The organism is Streptomyces sp. 3330, assembly GCF_031456635.1.
Lineage (GTDB): Bacteria > Actinomycetota > Actinomycetes > Streptomycetales > Streptomycetaceae > Streptomyces.
Window position 1 is genome coordinate 26,021 of the sequence record NZ_JAVDVA010000032.1, and the last position, 14,804, is coordinate 40,824.

Here is a 14,804-nt window from a genome sequence, read left to right on the forward strand (position 1 = left end):
GTCTCCACCAGGATGCCATCGCCCGACCGTAGGTCCGTACCAACATCGGCGGAGGGGTGGCCGGCCGCCCGGCATGCCGTCTGTCCGGCATGTCCGTGAGTAAGAAACAGCCGGGCGATCACACTTCGGCCGCCGCCCGGCGCGGACTACCATCAGCTCATGACCCGTGTACTGCTCGCCGAGGACGACGCGTCCATCTCGGAGCCGCTGGCCCGCGCCCTGCGCCGGGAAGGTTACGAGGTCGAGGTGCGTGAGGACGGCCCCACCGCGCTCGACGCCGGAATGCAGGGCGGCGTCGACCTGGTCGTGCTCGACCTCGGGCTGCCCGGCATGGACGGTCTGGAGGTGGCCCGGAGGCTGCGCTCGGAGGGCCACGCCATCCCGATCCTCATCCTGACCGCGCGCGCCGACGAGGTGGACACCGTCGTCGGTCTGGACGCGGGCGCCGACGACTACGTCACCAAGCCCTTCCGGCTGGCCGAACTGCTGGCCCGGGTCCGGGCCCTGCTGCGGCGCGGCGCGTCCGAGCCCCAGCAGCCGCCCGCCACGCACGGCGTCCGCATCGACGTCGAGTCGCACCGCGCCTGGATGGGCGAGGAGGAACTCCAGCTCACGGCCAAGGAGTTCGACCTGCTGCGGGTCCTCGTCCGGGACGCGGGCCGGGTCGTCACCCGCGACCAGCTGATGCGCGAGGTCTGGGACACCACCTGGTGGTCGTCGACCAAGACCCTCGACATGCACATTTCCTGGCTGCGCAAGAAGCTCGGCGACGACGCGGCGAACCCGCGCTACATCGCCACGGTGCGGGGCGTCGGGTTCCGCTTCGAGAAGAGCTGAGCGCTCCGCCGGGCGGCCCCGGCCATGCGCGTCGCGTGGCCGGGTGCGGGTCGGCGGGGTCGGCCGGGCAGTTCCCCGCGCCCCTGAGCCGGTTTCCCGCACCGGTCTTGTGAAGTCACCGTCCGGAGGGCACCGTGCGTCGCCGTCTCATCCAGTCCACCCTCGCCGTGGTGCTCGTGGTCATCGCCGTCTTCGGGGTGTCCCTCGTCATCGTCGAGACCCGCACGATCAGCAACAGCGCCCAGGAACGGGTGGACTCCGAGGCGCTGCGGCTGGCCAGCATCGTGGACAGCCGGCTGGTGGGCTCGGAGGACGTCACCGCCGAGATACTGCGCGACCAGGTCACCCAGGACCGCTACGCCGAGATCCGGATCCCCGGCCGGACGGTCATCCGGGTCGGCACCGAGCCCCGGGGCGATGTGATCAAGGCGACGGCCCGGGGCGAGGAGGGCGAGACCGTCCTGGTCCAGGAACCGCGCTCCACGGTCACCCGGGAGGTCGGCCGCACCCTGCTGATCATCGGCCTGGTGGCGCTGCTCGCGGTGATCGCGGCGGTGCTGCTCGCCATCCGCCAGGCCAACAGGCTCGCCTCCCCCCTGACCGACCTCGCCGAGACCGCGGAGCGGCTGGGCTCGGGCGACCCGCGGCCCCGGCACAAGCGGTACGCCGTGCCCGAGCTCGACCGGGTCGCCGACGTGCTGGACGCCTCCGCCGAGCGCATCGCCCGCATGCTGACCGCCGAGCGCCGCCTCGCCGCGGACGCCTCACACCAGCTGCGCACGCCGCTGACGGCCCTCTCCATGCGCCTGGAGGAGATCACCCTCACCGACGACCCGGAGACCGTGAAGGAGGAGGCGACGATCGCCCTGACGCAGGTGGAGCGCCTGACGGACGTGGTCGAACGCCTCCTGACGAACGCCCGGGACCCCCGCACCGGCTCGGCGGTCACCTTCGACCTCGACGAGGTCATCCAGCAGCAGCTCGCCGAGTGGCGCCCCGCCTACCGCGGGGTGGGCCGGGCCATCGTCAGCTCCGGAAAGCGCCATCTGCGGGCGGTGGGCACGCCCGGCGCGGTGGCCCAGGTGCTGGCCGCCCTGATCGAGAACTCCCTCATGCACGGCGGCGGCACGGTGGCGCTGCGCACCCGTGTCACCGGCAACCAGTCCGTGGTGGAGGTCACCGACGAGGGGCCCGGCGTCCCCGCCGACCTGGGCGCCCGCATCTTCGAGCGGGCCATCAGCGGCCGCAACTCGACGGGCATCGGCCTGGCGGTGGCCCGCGACCTGGCGGAGGCGGACGGCGGCCGGCTGGAGATGCTGCAGGCCCAGCCCCCGGTCTTCGGGCTGTTCCTGTCCCGCACGGCCCCGCAGAAGCGGGCCGCGGAGGAAGGCGGGCCGACGGTCAGGTAGCCGGGCGGGCCGACGGGCGGGAAGCCGACGGCGGTCGGGCGGGCCGACGGGCGGGAAGCCGACGGCGGTCGGGCAGGAAGGCAGGGGCGCTCGGTCGCCGCCGGGCGGCGCTTTCTCGGCCGGCCCGGGGCTCGGCAGGTCAGCCGACCCGCTGGCCGGCCCTGGGCTCGGGCCCCCGGGACTGCTCGGTCACCGTCAGGAACGACTCGGCGCCGACCACGGTCTCCGGGACCGGCAGCGCCCGGAACACCCAGGTGCGGTACGACCAGAACCGGAAGAGCGTCGCGATGCCGATGCCGACGAACTTGAACACGTTGCTCTGGAGCGGGCTGTCCCAGCCGAAGCCGTACGTCGCCGCGAACAGCAGGCCGTTCTCGATGACCAGGCCCACCGCGCTGAACAGCAGGAACAGCGTCATTTCCTTCGTCCGGCCGCTCTTGTCGCGGTCACGGTAGGTGAAGTAGCGGAACCCCACGTAGTTGAAGGCGATCGCCACGACCGTGGCTATGACGCTCGCCCGCACCACCTGGAGGTCGGTGAGATGCCGGACGAGATTGAAGACTCCGAGGTTGACCAGCAGCCCCGCGCCGCCCACGGCCCCGAACTTGGCGAGCTCGCGGACGACCCTCCTCAGCCCCGAGGAACCATGCGCCATGGTCGTACAGGCCCCCGTCCGGGTTCGGTTTCGTCAACCCAGCCATGCTAACCACCACTCTTGTCGGTTTCCTGTGGTCGGGCTCACGGGCCGGTGACCAGCGGGGCAGAAGCGCGGAAACGGTCGGTATGAGACGGGAAAGGCCCCGGTAAGAGGCGCGGAATTCGGCCGCGCCGACGTGGCCGATACTCTGGGGTCGTGACGTTCCCGGTAGTCGGCATGGTCGGCGGGGGTCAGCTCGCTCGTATGACACACGAGGCGGGCATCCCGCTCGGCATCAGGTTCAAGCTCCTCAGTGACACCCCACAGGATTCCGCGGCGCAGGTCGTGAGCGATGTCGTCATCGGCGACTATCGCGATCTCGACACGCTCCGTGAGTTCGCGCGCGGGTGCGATGTGATCACCTTCGATCACGAACACGTACCCACCGAGCACCTCAGGGCGCTGGAGGCGGACGGCATTCCCGTCCGCCCGGGCCCCGACGCGCTGGTGCACGCCCAGGACAAGGGGGTGATGCGCGCGCGGCTCGACGCCATCGGCGCCCCGTGCCCCCGGCACAGGATCGTGACCGACCCGGCCGACGTCGCCGCCTTCGCCGCCGAGGGCGACGGCTTCCCGGTGGTCCTCAAGACCGTCCGCGGCGGCTACGACGGCAAGGGCGTGTGGGTGGTCGACTCGGTCGAGGAGGCCGCGGATCCCTTCCGCGCGGGCGTCCCCGTCCTGGCGGAGGAGAAGGTCGACTACGTCCGCGAGCTCGCCGCGAACGTCGTCCGCTCCCCGCACGGCCAGGCCGTCGCGTACCCGGTCGTCGAGTCGCGGCAGGTGGGCGGCGTCTGCGACACCGTGATCGCGCCCGCGCCCGGCCTGGACGGGGCCCTCGCCCTGCGCGCCGAGGAGCTGGCCCTGCGCATCGCCAAGGAACTCGACGTGGTCGGCCACCTCGCGGTCGAGCTCTTCGAGATCCGCCACGCCGACGGGACTCCCGGGGTCCTGGTCAACGAACTGGCGATGCGCCCGCACAACTCGGGCCACTGGTCGATGGACGGCGCGATCACCTCGCAGTTCGCCAACCACGTCCGCGCCGTCCTCGACCTCCCCCTCGGCGACCCGCGCCCGCGCGCCGGGTGGACGGTGATGGTCAACGTCCTCGGCGGCGACTACCCGGACATGTACTCCGCGTACCTGCACTGCATGGCCCGCGACCCCCAGCTGAAGATCCACATGTACGGCAAGGACGTGAAGCCCGGCCGCAAGGTCGGCCACGTCAACACCTACGGCGACGACCTGGACGACGTCCTCGAACGCGCACGTCACGCAGCCGGTTACCTGAGAGGCACGATCACCGAATGAGCGCTGTGAGCCCTGTGGGCCCTGTTGTCGGCATCGTCATGGGGTCGGACAGCGACTGGCCCGTCATGGAGGCCGCCGCGCAGGCCCTCGACGAGTTCGAGATCGCCTACGAGGTCGACGTCGTCTCCGCGCACCGCATGCCGCGCGAGATGGTCGCGTACGGCGAGCAGGCGGACGGCCGCGGACTCAAGGTGATCATCGCGGGCGCCGGCGGCGCCGCCCACCTCCCCGGCATGCTCGCCTCCGTGACCCCGCTGCCGGTGATCGGCGTCCCCGTGCCCCTGAAATACCTGGACGGCATGGACAGCCTGCTGTCGATCGTGCAGATGCCGGCCGGCGTGCCCGTCGCCACGGTCTCCGTGGGCGGCGCCCGCAACGCCGGTCTGCTGGCCGCCCGCATCCTCGCCACCCAGGACGAGGAGCTGCTCGCCCGCATGCGCGAGTTCCAGCAGGAGCTGAACGACCAGGCCACCGAGAAGGGCAAGCGACTGCGCGCCAAGGTCGAGGGTTCGAACGGCTTCGGTTTCGGAAAGTGACGGAGATGACCTCACTGGACGCGGCCCGCGAGCTCCTGCGCGAGTTCCCCGTCGTCGACGGCCACAACGACCTCCCCTGGGCGCTGCGCGAACAGGTCCGGTACGACCTCGACGCCCGCGACATCGCCGGCCACCAGCACGCCCACCTGCACACCGACATCCCCCGGCTGCGCGCGGGCGGCGTCGGCGCGCAGTACTGGTCGGTGTACGTGCGCGCGGACCTGCCCGACGCGGTCCCGGCGACGCTGGAGCAGATCGACTGTGTGCGGCGGCTCATCGCCCGCCACCCGCGTGACCTGAGCGCCGCGCTGACGGCCGCGGACATGGAGACGGCGCGCGCGCAGGGCCGTATCGCCTCGCTCATGGGGGCGGAGGGCGGTCACTCCATCGCCAACTCGCTCGGCACCCTGCGCGGCCTGTACGCGCTCGGCGTGCGCTACATGACGCTCACCCACAACGACAACGTGGACTGGGCGGACTCGGCGACCGACGAGCCCAAGGCCGGCGGCCTGTCCGCCTTCGGCCGCGAGGTCGTGCGCGAGATGAACCGCGAGGGCATGCTGGTCGACCTCTCGCACGTGGCGGCGACGACGATGCGGGACGCGCTCGACGCGACGGCCGCGCCGGTGATCTTCTCGCACTCCTCGGCGCGGGCGGTGTGCGACCACCCCCGCAACATCCCGGACGACGTCCTGGAACGCCTCCCCGCCAACGGCGGCATGGCGATGGTGACCTTCGTGCCGAAGTTCGTCCTCCAGGCGGCCGTCGACTGGACGGCCGCCGCCGACGACAACATGCGCGCGCACGGCTTCCACCACCTCGACACCACGGCCGAGGCGATGAAGGTCCACCGGGCCTTCGAGGAGACGCATCCCCGCCCCGTCGCCACCGTCGCCACGGTCGCCGACCACCTCGACCACATGCGCGAGGCCGCCGGCATCGACCACCTCGGCATCGGCGGCGACTACGACGGCACCGCCTTCACCCCCGACGGCCTCGACGACGTCTCCGGCTACCCCAACCTGATCGCGGAGCTGCTCGACCGCGGCTGGTCCCGGCCGGACCTCGCCAAGCTGACCTGGCAGAACGCGGTCCGCGTCCTCGGCGCGGCGGAGGACGTGGCCCGCGGCCTTCAGGCGACCCGGCCGCCGTCCCACGCGACGATCGAGTCGCTGGACGGCTGAACCGGCCCGTCGGCCAGGGCGGGGCAGTCGGTGTAGCCGACCGCCCCGCCCACGTACATCAGGTACCGGTCCCGCAGGGGGTTCAGCGGCGCCCCGAGGCGCAGCCGGTCCACCAGATCGGGGTTGGCCAGGAACGGCCGCCCCAGGGCGATCAGCTGCTGAGCGCCGACCGCACGCCCGGCGGCCACCGGGACTACCCGGAGCGGGCCGTCGAGCGGGTCGTGCTCATCGAGGAGCTGTTCGCCGCCGGGCTGCACAGCGCCAAGATCGCCCAGCTGCTGCCGTGCATGCGGGACGCGGACGGGGGCCCCTCCGCCGTCGCCACCCCGCGGCTGGGGGCCGACCTCACGGCCGAACGCGACCGCATCGACCGTACGATCGCCGACCTGGTCCGCTCCCGGGAGACCCTGGACGAGGTGATCCAGGTGGCGGAGGGCGCCTGACCGGGGCGTCCGGCCCCCGGACGCCCCGTCCCCCGAACGCCCCGTCCACCAGGAAGCCGGCCGTCCGCCGTGCGACGGTGACCGTACTGCTGATCGACGTACGGAGACCGCCATGGCCGACCTCCATGACGAGCCGCGCACCCTGCCCGAGGTCGGTGAGCTCGACGGCGAGGTGCGGGCGGCCGCGTCCGGCCCGTACGCGCCGCTCAGGACGGAGAAGGCCGCCGCCGAGGACGGCCGGGCAGCCGGGACCGCCGAGGACGGCCGGGGCGACGGCCGGGACGACGGCCACGACGGCCCGGAGCCCGAGAGCACCCCGCTGGAGCGCGCCCGCGCCCTGCTCGCCGCGCACCCCGTCGCCGACGGCTACAGCGGGCTGCCGTCGGCCCTGCGGCACCTGCCCTGGTACGACCTCCAGCTCGGCGAGAGCGCCGTCGACACCGACGTGCCCCGGCTGCGCCGCGGCAACGTCGGCGCGCTGCTGTGGTCGCTGCACCTGCCCGAGGGCCTCGCCGCCGGCCGGCCCGTCGGCGCCACCCTGGAGCAGCTGGACCTCGTCCGGTCGGTGATCGCCGCGCACCCCGAAGGGCTGCGGCTCGCCCACAGCGCCGGACAGGTCATCGACGCACGCAACTGCGGCCGCGTCGCCGTGGTCCTGGGGCCGGCCACCGCCGCCGCCCTCGACGACTCCCTGGCTGTCCTGCGCATGCTGCGCTCTCTCGGCCTGCGCGTCCTCACCCTCACCGGGACCTCCTGGGCGGGCGAGGCGGGGCTGACCCGGTTCGGCGAGGAGGTCGTGCGTGAGATGAACCGGCTCGGGGTGCTCGCCGACCTCTCCGGCGCCTCCGACGCCACCGTGGGCCGCGTCCTCGCCCTCTCCAAGACGCCGGTCCTGTGCACCCGCTCCGCCGCCCGCGCGCTGCGCCCCCACCCCGCCAACCTGTCCGACGACCTGCTCGCCGGCCTGGGGGAGGCGAGGGGCCTCTGCCTGGTGCCGCTGACCGCCGAGCAGACCGGACCCGGCCTGCGGGACGTGGCCGACCACCTCGACCACGTCCGCGCGATCGCCGGCCCGGCCTGCGTGGGCCTGTCCGGCCTCTACGACTCCGGCGCCGCCCACCCGCAGGGCCTCGCCGACGCCTCCGGCTATCCGCACCTGATCGCCGAGCTGCTCCGCCGGGGCTGGCCGGAGGCCGATATCGCCCTGCTGACCTGGGGCAACGTCCAGCGCGTGCTGCGCACCGCCGATTTCGCGGCCCGAGCGGCCCAGGACCGCAGGGAACCGTCGACGGTCAGGATCGCCGAGCTGGACGGCTAGGGCGCCCGGGCCGGGCCGCTACGGGCGCTCGATGCGGCACAGGCAGAACGGATGCCCCGCCGGATCGGCGTACACCTGGAAGTCCTTCTTCTCCCGGTCCTCCAGATCCAGCGGCCGCGCGCCCAGCGCCAGCACCCGCTCGTGGGCCGCGTCGATCTCCGCCCAGGTGGCGCCGCCGTCGAGATCGAGGTGGAACTGCTGCGGATTGCGGTCGGCGCGCGGCCACTCCGGCGGGGTGTACCCCTCCACCTGCTGGAACGCGATCCGGGGACCGCCGGGCACGTACAGGACGACCCAGTCGTCCTCGCCGTCCTCGGCCTCGGGCGTGCCGCCCAGGACCGCCGCGTAGAAGTCGGCGAGCGCGCGCGGGTCGGGACAGTCGAGGACGACGGAACGGAAGCGGGCGACGGGCGGCATGGAACCTCCTGGTTCGAGCGCGGTACGGACGTCGGCGGTCGTGCGGGCGACGGCGGTGGAGCGGGCCCGGGCCGCCGTCGTGCGGGCAGGGGCGGCGGGACGGGGATCGGCCGTCCGCCGCCTCAGCAGGCGCACAGGCAGAACGGGTGCCCCGCCGGATCGGCGTACACACGCCAGGCGCGCGAGCGGTCCTCCGCGTCCAGCGGCTTCGCGCCGAGCGCCAGCACGCCCCGCTCGGCCGCGTCCAGGTCGCCCACGGTCAGGTCCAGATGGAACTGCTGCGAGTGCTCGGGCGCGGGCCACGCGGGCGGTACGAACCCGGCGGCGGCCTGGAAGGCCAGCGCCTGGCCGCCGGGCAGCTTCAGGTCGACCCAGTCCCCCTCGCCCTCGACGGTGCCGCCCAGCACCTCGGCGTAGAAACCGGCCAGCGCGCCCGGATCGGGACAGTCCACAACGACGACACCCAGCTCGGCGAGAGCCATGACTTCCTCCAGCGGTCGGGCCGGCGGGCGGGACGGCCCGAGCCGGCCATGGGTTACCCCCAGATGCGGGCAACAGGTAACGGTTACTGCATGCTCCCCCATGGGCGGTAACGTCGCAAGCATGAATGACCGATCGGCGGCGCCCGGCAGCCTGGCCCTGGTCGAGGCCCTGGTGAACACGCTGGACCTCGAGTCGGGCGCGGACGCGCTGGACACGGCCGAGGGCCGGGCGCGACTCGGGCTGCCGGAGGACACCGGGGACGCCGCTGAGGAGCTGGCGCGCGTCCGTGAGCTGCGGGAGTCCCTGCGCGCGGCTCTGCTGGCCCACGCGGGCCATCCGCCGCACCGCGAGGTGACCCCGCTGGGCGAGCTGCTGGCGGCGGCGCCCCTGCTGGTGACGGTCGACGAGCGGGACGGCTCGGCCCGCCTGGCCGCAGCCGGACCGGCCTCGCTGCTCTCCCGTACGGCCGACGCCGTGGCTCAGGCGCTGATCGCTGGCACCTGGACCCGGCTGAAGGCCTGCGAGGCCGTCACCTGCCACTGGGCGTACTACGACCGCAGCCCGGCGGGCCGGGGCCGCTGGTGCTCGATGCAGGTGTGCGGGGCGCGCGCCAAGATGCGCCGGTACCGGGCGAAGTAGTTCACCGGCCGCGGCACAGGCCGGTGGTGCAGAATGCAGCAAGGCGCCGGTTCGGCCGACTGAGCCTCGGCCGAACCGGCGTCGCCCTGTCTGCCTGTGCCCGCGCCCCGCCCGTGCCGGCCGGCGGCCGTGCCCGCGGGCGTCCAGCCACGAGGCCCGGCGGCTACGCGGCCGGGCGGCCACGTGGCCGGGCGGGCGCGGCCGGGCGGCCGGGCGGCTACGCGGTCGGGCGGCCCATCGCCCGGTACGTCCATCCGGCCTTGCGCCACAGGACCGGGTCGAGCGCGTTGCGTCCGTCGAGGACCAGCCGGGTCGTCGCGACCTCCCCGAGCTGCGCCGGGTCGAGCTCGCGGAACTCCTGCCACTCGGTGAGGTGCAGTACGGCGTCGGCGCCCCGGACGGCCTCCAGGGCCGAGTCCGCGTACGCGAGCGTCGGAAAGACCCGGCGGGCGTTGGCCATGCCCTTCGGGTCGTACACCGTGACCTGTCCGCCCTGGAGGTGTATCTGACCGGCGACATTGAGGGCGGGCGAGTCCCGTACGTCGTCCGAGTCGGGCTTGAAGGTGGCGCCTAGCACGGCGACCCGCTTGCCCAGGAAGGAGCCGCCGCCCAGCGCCTGCCGAGCCAGCTCGACCATCTGGCCGCGCTGGCGCATGTTGATGGAGTCGATCTCGCGCAGGAAGGTCAGCGCCTGGTCGGCCCCGAGCTCGCCGGCCCGGGCCATGAAGGCCCGGATGTCCTTCGGCAGACAGCCGCCGCCGAAGCCGATCCCCGCCCGCAGGAACTTCTTCCCGATCCGGTCGTCGTAGCCGATGGCCTCGGCGAGCTTGGCGACGTCGCCGTCCGCGGCCTCGCACACCTCCGCCATGGCGTTGATGAAGGAGATCTTGGTGGCGAGGAAGGAGTTCGCGGAGGTCTTCACCAGCTCGGCGGTGGGGAAGTCGGTGACGACGAACGGCGAGCCCTCGCCGATCGGCGTCTCGTACACCTGCCGCAGCAGCGCCTCGGCCCGCTCGCTGCGCACCCCGACGACGATCCGGTCCGGGTGCAGGGTGTCCTGGACCGCGAAGCCCTCGCGCAGGAACTCCGGGTTCCAGGCGAGCTCGGCGTCCGCGCCGGCGGGCGCCAGCTCGGCGATCGTGCGGGCCAGCCGGTCGGCGGAGCCCACCGGCACGGTGGACTTGCCGACGACCAGCGCGGGCCGCGCCAGATGCGGCGCGAGGGAGCCGATGGCGGACTCGACGTACGACATGTCGCACGCGTACTCACCGTGCTTCTGCGGGGTGTTCACGCACACGAAGTGGACGTCGCCGAAGGCCCCCACCTCGGCCCAGTCCTGGGTGAAGCGCAGCCGTCCGCTGGACCCCTCGAACCCGGGGACGTGCCGGCGCAGCAGCTCCTCGAGCCCCGGCTCGTACATGGGGGTCTCGCCGCGTTCCAGCATCTCGATCTTCTCGCGCACGACATCGAGAGCGAGCACCTCGAATCCCAGCTCGGCCATGGCCGCGGCGTGCGTGGCGCCGAGATAGCCGGTGCCGATCACGGTGATCTTGAGGGCCATGAATGCTCCAGGTGGGGATGTCGTCGCTGCGCGCCCGAGCATAGTCGGGGCGTGCCGGCTCCCCTCACCGGGCAGTTGTCAGGTGAAGGCGCATCCTTGTCGCCAAACTCACGTATCACTCGGGTCGGCGGCCCCCTAAAATTTGAGTTACTTAACGGTAATTAGCGTCGGTGAACGTAGCGTTTTTGGAGCGTGAGACACCTTGGCCGGATCGGCTGACTTCGACCTGTACCGCCCGTCCGAGGAGCACGACATGCTCCGCGACGCCATCCGCTCGCTGTCCGAGGCGAAGATCGCGCCGTTCGCCGCCGCGGTGGACGAGGAGGCCCGCTTCCCGCAGGAGGCGCTGGACGCGCTGGTGGCGAGCGACCTGCACGCGGTGCACGTCCCCGAGTCGTACGGCGGCGCGGGTGCGGACGCCCTCGCCACGGTGATCGTGATCGAGGAGGTCGCGCGGGCCTGTGTGTCCTCCTCGCTGATCCCCGCGGTGAACAAGCTGGGCTCCCTGCCGGTGATCCTCTCGGGCTCCGAGGACCTGAAGAAGAAGTACCTGACGCCGCTCGCCAAGGGCGACGCGATGTTCTCGTACGCCCTCTCCGAGCCGGACGCGGGCTCGGACGCGGCCGGGATGAAGACGAAGGCGGTCCGGGACGGCGACCACTGGATCCTGAACGGCGTGAAGCGCTGGATCACCAACGCGGGCGTCTCCGAGTACTACACGGTGATGGCCGTGACGGATCCCACGAAGCGCTCGAAGGGCATCTCGGCCTTCGTCGTGGAGAAGTCCGACGAGGGAGTCTCCTTCGGCGCCCCGGAGAAGAAGCTGGGCATCAAGGGGTCCCCGACCCGCGAGGTCTACTTCGACAACGTCCGGATCCCGGCCGACCGCATGATCGGCGAGGAGGGCACGGGCTTCCTCACCGCGATGAAGACCCTGGACCACACCCGCATCACCATCGCCGCGCAGGCGCTGGGTGTCGCCCAGGGCGCCTTCGACTACGCCAAGGGCTACGTCCAGGAGCGCAAGCAGTTCGGCAAGGCGATCGCCGACTTCCAGGGCATCCAGTTCATGCTCGCCGACATGGCCATGAAGATCGAGGCCGCCCGTCAGCTGACGTACGCGGCGGCGGCCAAGTCCGAGCGGCTGGACGCCGACCTCACCTTCCAGGGCGCGGCCGCGAAGTGCTTCGCCTCGGACGTGGCGATGGAGGTCACCACGGACGCGGTGCAGCTCCTCGGCGGCTACGGCTACACGCGGGACTACCCGGTGGAGCGGATGATGCGCGACGCGAAGATCACGCAGATCTACGAGGGCACCAACCAGGTGCAGCGCATCGTCATGGCGAGGAACCTGCCGTGACCCGTCGCTGAGCCGACACGTGGAGGGCGCCCGTGGGGACAGGGGCGTCCTCCGCCGTTCCCGGCCCGCGGCCGGCGGAGGCCCGTTCCGCGTGGTGGCGGAGGGCGCCCGGCGGGCCGGGGGCGGGTCTCCCGTGCCCGGGCGCCCGCCCGCTCAGTCCTGGAGCCCCTCGGCGACGCGGCGCTCGCGCAGTTCCCTGATGGCCCGGCGCCGGGCCAGCCGGTGGGTGCGGCGGATCTGGGCCTCCTGGTACCGCCGCTTGTCGCGTTCCGTCTCCGGGAGGACCGGGGGGACCACGCGCGGCTTGCCGTCGGCGTCGACGGCGGCGAAGACCAGATAGGCCGAGCCGACCTGGGTGGGCGGAGTCGACTCGTTCCAGCGCTCGGCCAGGACCCGGACCCCGACCTCCATCGACGTCCGGCCGGTCCAGTTGACCTGGGCCTTCACATGGACGAGGTCGCCGACGCGGACCGGCTCCAGGAACACCATCTCGTCCATGGACGCGGTGACGGCGGGCCCGCCCGAGTGCCGTCCGGCCACCGCGCCCGCCGCGTCGTCCACGAGTTTCATGATCACACCGCCGTGCACCGTGCCCAGCAGATTGGTGTCGTTGTGGGTCATGATGTGGCTGAGGGTGGTGCGGGACGCGGATGTGGGCTTGCCCGGGATGTCCGGGGTGCTGCCCGAGTCCGCCGCGGTGACCTGGTCTGTCATGTCCTCCACCTTATGCCGACGGGGACAAGCCGGGACTTTGTGTCAGCTTGGCAACAGCGGGGCCCTGATTCTCCGACGGCCCTTGTAAGGCACACAGCCCTGCCCTGCACACTGGTCCGCATGAACGATTGGCCCGAGGGATGGTCCGACAGCGACCGCGGCAACCGGTACGGCGGCGGCAGCGCCAACGCGCAGCCCGAGAGCCCGCGTGTCATGCGGCAGGTCCGCCGCGGCCCGGCCGCGCCGCCGCAGGGCGCCGGCGTCCCGCAGCAGCCGTCGTACGTCAACGGCCAGGGATACGGCGACTACACGAACGCCCAGAACACCGGGTACGACAGCGGCTACAGCTCGGGCGAGGTCTACGGGGGCGGGGGCGACCCCGGCGGTCCGGGGGCCTACGGCACCCGCGCCCCGCGTCCCGCGCCGAACTGGCGCCGGCGCATCAAGTGGACGGCGATCACCGTGCTGACCGTGCTGGTCGTCACCTCCGTGGGCACCTACTTCTGGGCCGACGGCAAGCTGAACCGCGAGGTCGACCTGTCGAAGGTCATCGACCGGCCCGAGGCGGGCGAGGGCACGAACTACCTGATCGTCGGCTCCGACAGCCGTGAGGGCATGTCCGCCGAGGAGAAGAAGGAACTGCACACCGGGTCCGCCGAGGGCAAGCGCACGGACTCGATGATGATCCTGCACACCGGCTCCAACGGCGACACGCTGATCTCGCTCCCGCGCGACTCCGACGTGGAGATCCCGACGTTCGTCGGCTCCGAGTCCGGCAAGACCTACAAGGGCACCGGCCGGCACGTGAAGCTGAACGCGGCGTACGCCGAGGACGGCCCCGAGCTGCTGGTGCGCACGGTCGAGTTCAACACCGGTCTGCGCATCGACCACTACGTGGAGATCGGCTTCGCCGGCTTCGCGAACATCGTGGACTCGGTGGGCGGCGTCGAGATCGACATCCCGCAGGACATCAAGGACACCAAGTCGGGCGCCGACTTCAAGAAGGGCAAGCAGACCCTGAACGGCGAGGAGGCCCTCGCGTTCGTCCGCACCCGGTACGCGCTCGCGGGCTCCGACCTGGACCGTACGAAGAACCAGCAGAAGTTCCTCGCGGCCCTGGCCAACCAGGTGGCCACCCCGGGCACGGTCCTCAACCCGTTCAAGCTCTACCCGACCCTGAGCGCGGGCCTGGACACCCTGATCGTCGACAAGGACATGGGCCTGTACGACCTGGGGTCGATGTTCTTCGCGATGAAGGGCGTCAACAGCGGTGACGGCAAGTCGATGAACATGCCGATCTCCGGTTCCACCGGCGGCAACCTCGTCTGGGACAAGGCGAAGGTGAAGACCCTGGTCAGCCAGCTGAAGAACGACGAGAAGGTCACCGTTTCCGGCAACTGAGCCGGTCGCGCGGCCGCATCACCATCACCAGGGGCACCCCGTACAGGGTGCCCCTGAGTTCGTCCGGGGCGTTCACATGGTGGCGCCCGCCATCGTGCGGCACATCTCGGCGCAGCGGCGACAGGACTCGGCGCAGCGCATCATCTGCGGATCGTCCGGCATGGCCATACACGCCTCGGCGCACATGTCGCAGGCCTTGGCGCACATGGCGCACATCTCGGCCGACATGGGCGAGCGCCGCATCATCATGTCGGCGCACATGCGGGTCGTCTCGGAGCAGTCCATGAGCGCGCGCATGATCTGCATCTGGGCCTGGCCGCCCCTCTGCATGCAGGAGCTCATGGTCTCCTCGCACATGCTGTGGCAGGACATGCACGCCTCGACGCAGTCCTGCATCTCCTTGCTCATGGTGGTCATGGTTCCGGGCTGGGTCATGGCTCCTCCAGGGGGTGAGGGGGCCCGGCGGGCCCCGTGCCTGCCCTTCCGTCGTACGCCTC

16 protein-coding genes and 1 pseudogene are annotated in these 14,804 nt (G+C 72.2%); 10 read left to right on the top strand and 7 right to left on the bottom strand.

The window, feature by feature from the left end; translation table 11 throughout:
- Positions 1 to 159: 159 nt before the first annotated feature.
- Both J2X68_RS35085 and J2X68_RS35090 read left to right on the top strand, forming a co-directional pair.
- Entirely contained in the window at positions 160 to 837 is a 678-nt protein-coding gene (locus tag J2X68_RS35085; protein ID WP_020128522.1) for a response regulator transcription factor, read from the top strand.
- A gap of 134 nt (positions 838 to 971) precedes the next feature.
- Positions 972 to 2,246 (top strand): ATP-binding protein, encoded by a 1,275-nt coding sequence (locus J2X68_RS35090; protein WP_310436650.1) that lies wholly within the window; start codon positions 972 to 974, stop codon positions 2,244 to 2,246.
- Between the two features lie 139 nt (positions 2,247 to 2,385).
- On the opposite strand, the gene J2X68_RS35095 is transcribed toward J2X68_RS35090, so the two are convergent.
- Entirely contained in the window at positions 2,386 to 2,901 is a 516-nt protein-coding gene (locus tag J2X68_RS35095) for a GtrA family protein (protein WP_310436651.1), read from the bottom strand.
- Between the two features lie 198 nt (positions 2,902 to 3,099).
- Between J2X68_RS35095 and J2X68_RS35100 the strand changes: the two genes are divergently transcribed.
- The 3 genes from J2X68_RS35100 to J2X68_RS35110 are packed head-to-tail and all read left to right on the top strand — an operon-like array spanning position 3,100 to position 5,971.
- Positions 3,100 to 4,251 carry a 5-(carboxyamino)imidazole ribonucleotide synthase gene (locus tag J2X68_RS35100; protein ID WP_310436652.1) on the top strand — a complete coding sequence of 384 codons (1,152 nt, stop codon included), beginning with the start codon at positions 3,100 to 3,102 and terminating at the stop codon, positions 4,249 to 4,251.
- Complete coding sequence (gene purE / locus J2X68_RS35105; protein WP_310436653.1) at positions 4,248 to 4,787, top strand: 5-(carboxyamino)imidazole ribonucleotide mutase; 540 nt, start codon at positions 4,248 to 4,250, stop codon at positions 4,785 to 4,787. Before J2X68_RS35100 ends, purE begins: the two co-directional genes overlap by 4 nt.
- Before the next feature lie 5 nt (positions 4,788 to 4,792).
- A complete protein-coding gene (locus J2X68_RS35110; RefSeq protein ID WP_310436654.1) occupies positions 4,793 to 5,971 on the top strand; it encodes a dipeptidase in 1,179 nt (392 codons plus the stop codon).
- Here J2X68_RS35110 and J2X68_RS35115 read toward each other — a convergent pair.
- Positions 5,920 to 6,144 (bottom strand): annotated as a pseudogene (locus tag J2X68_RS35115) (alkene reductase); the annotation flags it as partial. The gene J2X68_RS35110 and the pseudogene J2X68_RS35115 overlap by 52 nt on opposite strands.
- Here J2X68_RS35115 and J2X68_RS35120 point away from each other — a divergent pair.
- Together J2X68_RS35120 and J2X68_RS35125 are read left to right on the top strand one after the other, a co-directional pair.
- Positions 6,088 to 6,414, top strand: coding sequence for a MerR family transcriptional regulator (locus J2X68_RS35120; protein WP_399041600.1), 327 nt, complete (start codon positions 6,088 to 6,090; stop codon positions 6,412 to 6,414). The pseudogene J2X68_RS35115 and the gene J2X68_RS35120 sit on opposite strands and share 57 nt — an antisense overlap.
- Positions 6,415 to 6,526: 112 nt before the next feature.
- Complete coding sequence (locus J2X68_RS35125; protein WP_310436655.1) at positions 6,527 to 7,732, top strand: dipeptidase; 1,206 nt, start codon at positions 6,527 to 6,529, stop codon at positions 7,730 to 7,732.
- 18 nt (positions 7,733 to 7,750) lie between these two features.
- On the opposite strand, the gene J2X68_RS35130 is transcribed toward J2X68_RS35125, so the two are convergent.
- The gene (locus tag J2X68_RS35130) at positions 7,751 to 8,149 is read right to left on the bottom strand and encodes a VOC family protein (RefSeq protein WP_310436687.1); all 399 of its coding nucleotides are present in this window, start codon (positions 8,147 to 8,149) and stop codon (positions 7,751 to 7,753) included.
- Between the two features lie 122 nt (positions 8,150 to 8,271).
- A complete protein-coding gene (locus J2X68_RS35135; RefSeq protein ID WP_310436656.1) occupies positions 8,272 to 8,631 on the bottom strand; it encodes a VOC family protein in 360 nt (119 codons plus the stop codon).
- 121 nt (positions 8,632 to 8,752) lie between these two features.
- Between J2X68_RS35135 and J2X68_RS35140 the strand changes: the two genes are divergently transcribed.
- Positions 8,753 to 9,271 carry a CGNR zinc finger domain-containing protein gene (locus J2X68_RS35140; protein WP_310436657.1) on the top strand — a complete coding sequence of 173 codons (519 nt, stop codon included), beginning with the start codon at positions 8,753 to 8,755 and terminating at the stop codon, positions 9,269 to 9,271.
- Between the two features lie 217 nt (positions 9,272 to 9,488).
- On the opposite strand, the gene J2X68_RS35145 is transcribed toward J2X68_RS35140, so the two are convergent.
- Entirely contained in the window at positions 9,489 to 10,832 is a 1,344-nt protein-coding gene (locus J2X68_RS35145; protein WP_310436658.1) for a UDP-glucose/GDP-mannose dehydrogenase family protein, read from the bottom strand.
- A gap of 202 nt (positions 10,833 to 11,034) precedes the next feature.
- Between J2X68_RS35145 and J2X68_RS35150 the strand changes: the two genes are divergently transcribed.
- A complete protein-coding gene (locus tag J2X68_RS35150) occupies positions 11,035 to 12,192 on the top strand; it encodes an acyl-CoA dehydrogenase family protein (RefSeq protein WP_310436659.1) in 1,158 nt (385 codons plus the stop codon).
- A gap of 153 nt (positions 12,193 to 12,345) precedes the next feature.
- Here the strand turns inward: J2X68_RS35150 and J2X68_RS35155 are convergent, their stop codons facing one another.
- Complete coding sequence (locus tag J2X68_RS35155; RefSeq protein WP_310436660.1) at positions 12,346 to 12,906, bottom strand: acyl-CoA thioesterase; 561 nt, start codon at positions 12,904 to 12,906, stop codon at positions 12,346 to 12,348.
- Positions 12,907 to 13,026: 120 nt separating this feature from the next.
- Between J2X68_RS35155 and J2X68_RS35160 the strand changes: the two genes are divergently transcribed.
- On the top strand, positions 13,027 to 14,307 hold the full coding sequence (locus J2X68_RS35160; RefSeq protein ID WP_310436661.1) for an LCP family protein: 1,281 nt from the start codon (positions 13,027 to 13,029) through the stop codon (positions 14,305 to 14,307).
- 72 nt (positions 14,308 to 14,379) lie between these two features.
- On the opposite strand, the gene J2X68_RS35165 is transcribed toward J2X68_RS35160, so the two are convergent.
- Entirely contained in the window at positions 14,380 to 14,742 is a 363-nt protein-coding gene (locus tag J2X68_RS35165) for a four-helix bundle copper-binding protein (RefSeq protein WP_310436662.1), read from the bottom strand.
- Positions 14,743 to 14,804 lie beyond the last annotated feature (62 nt).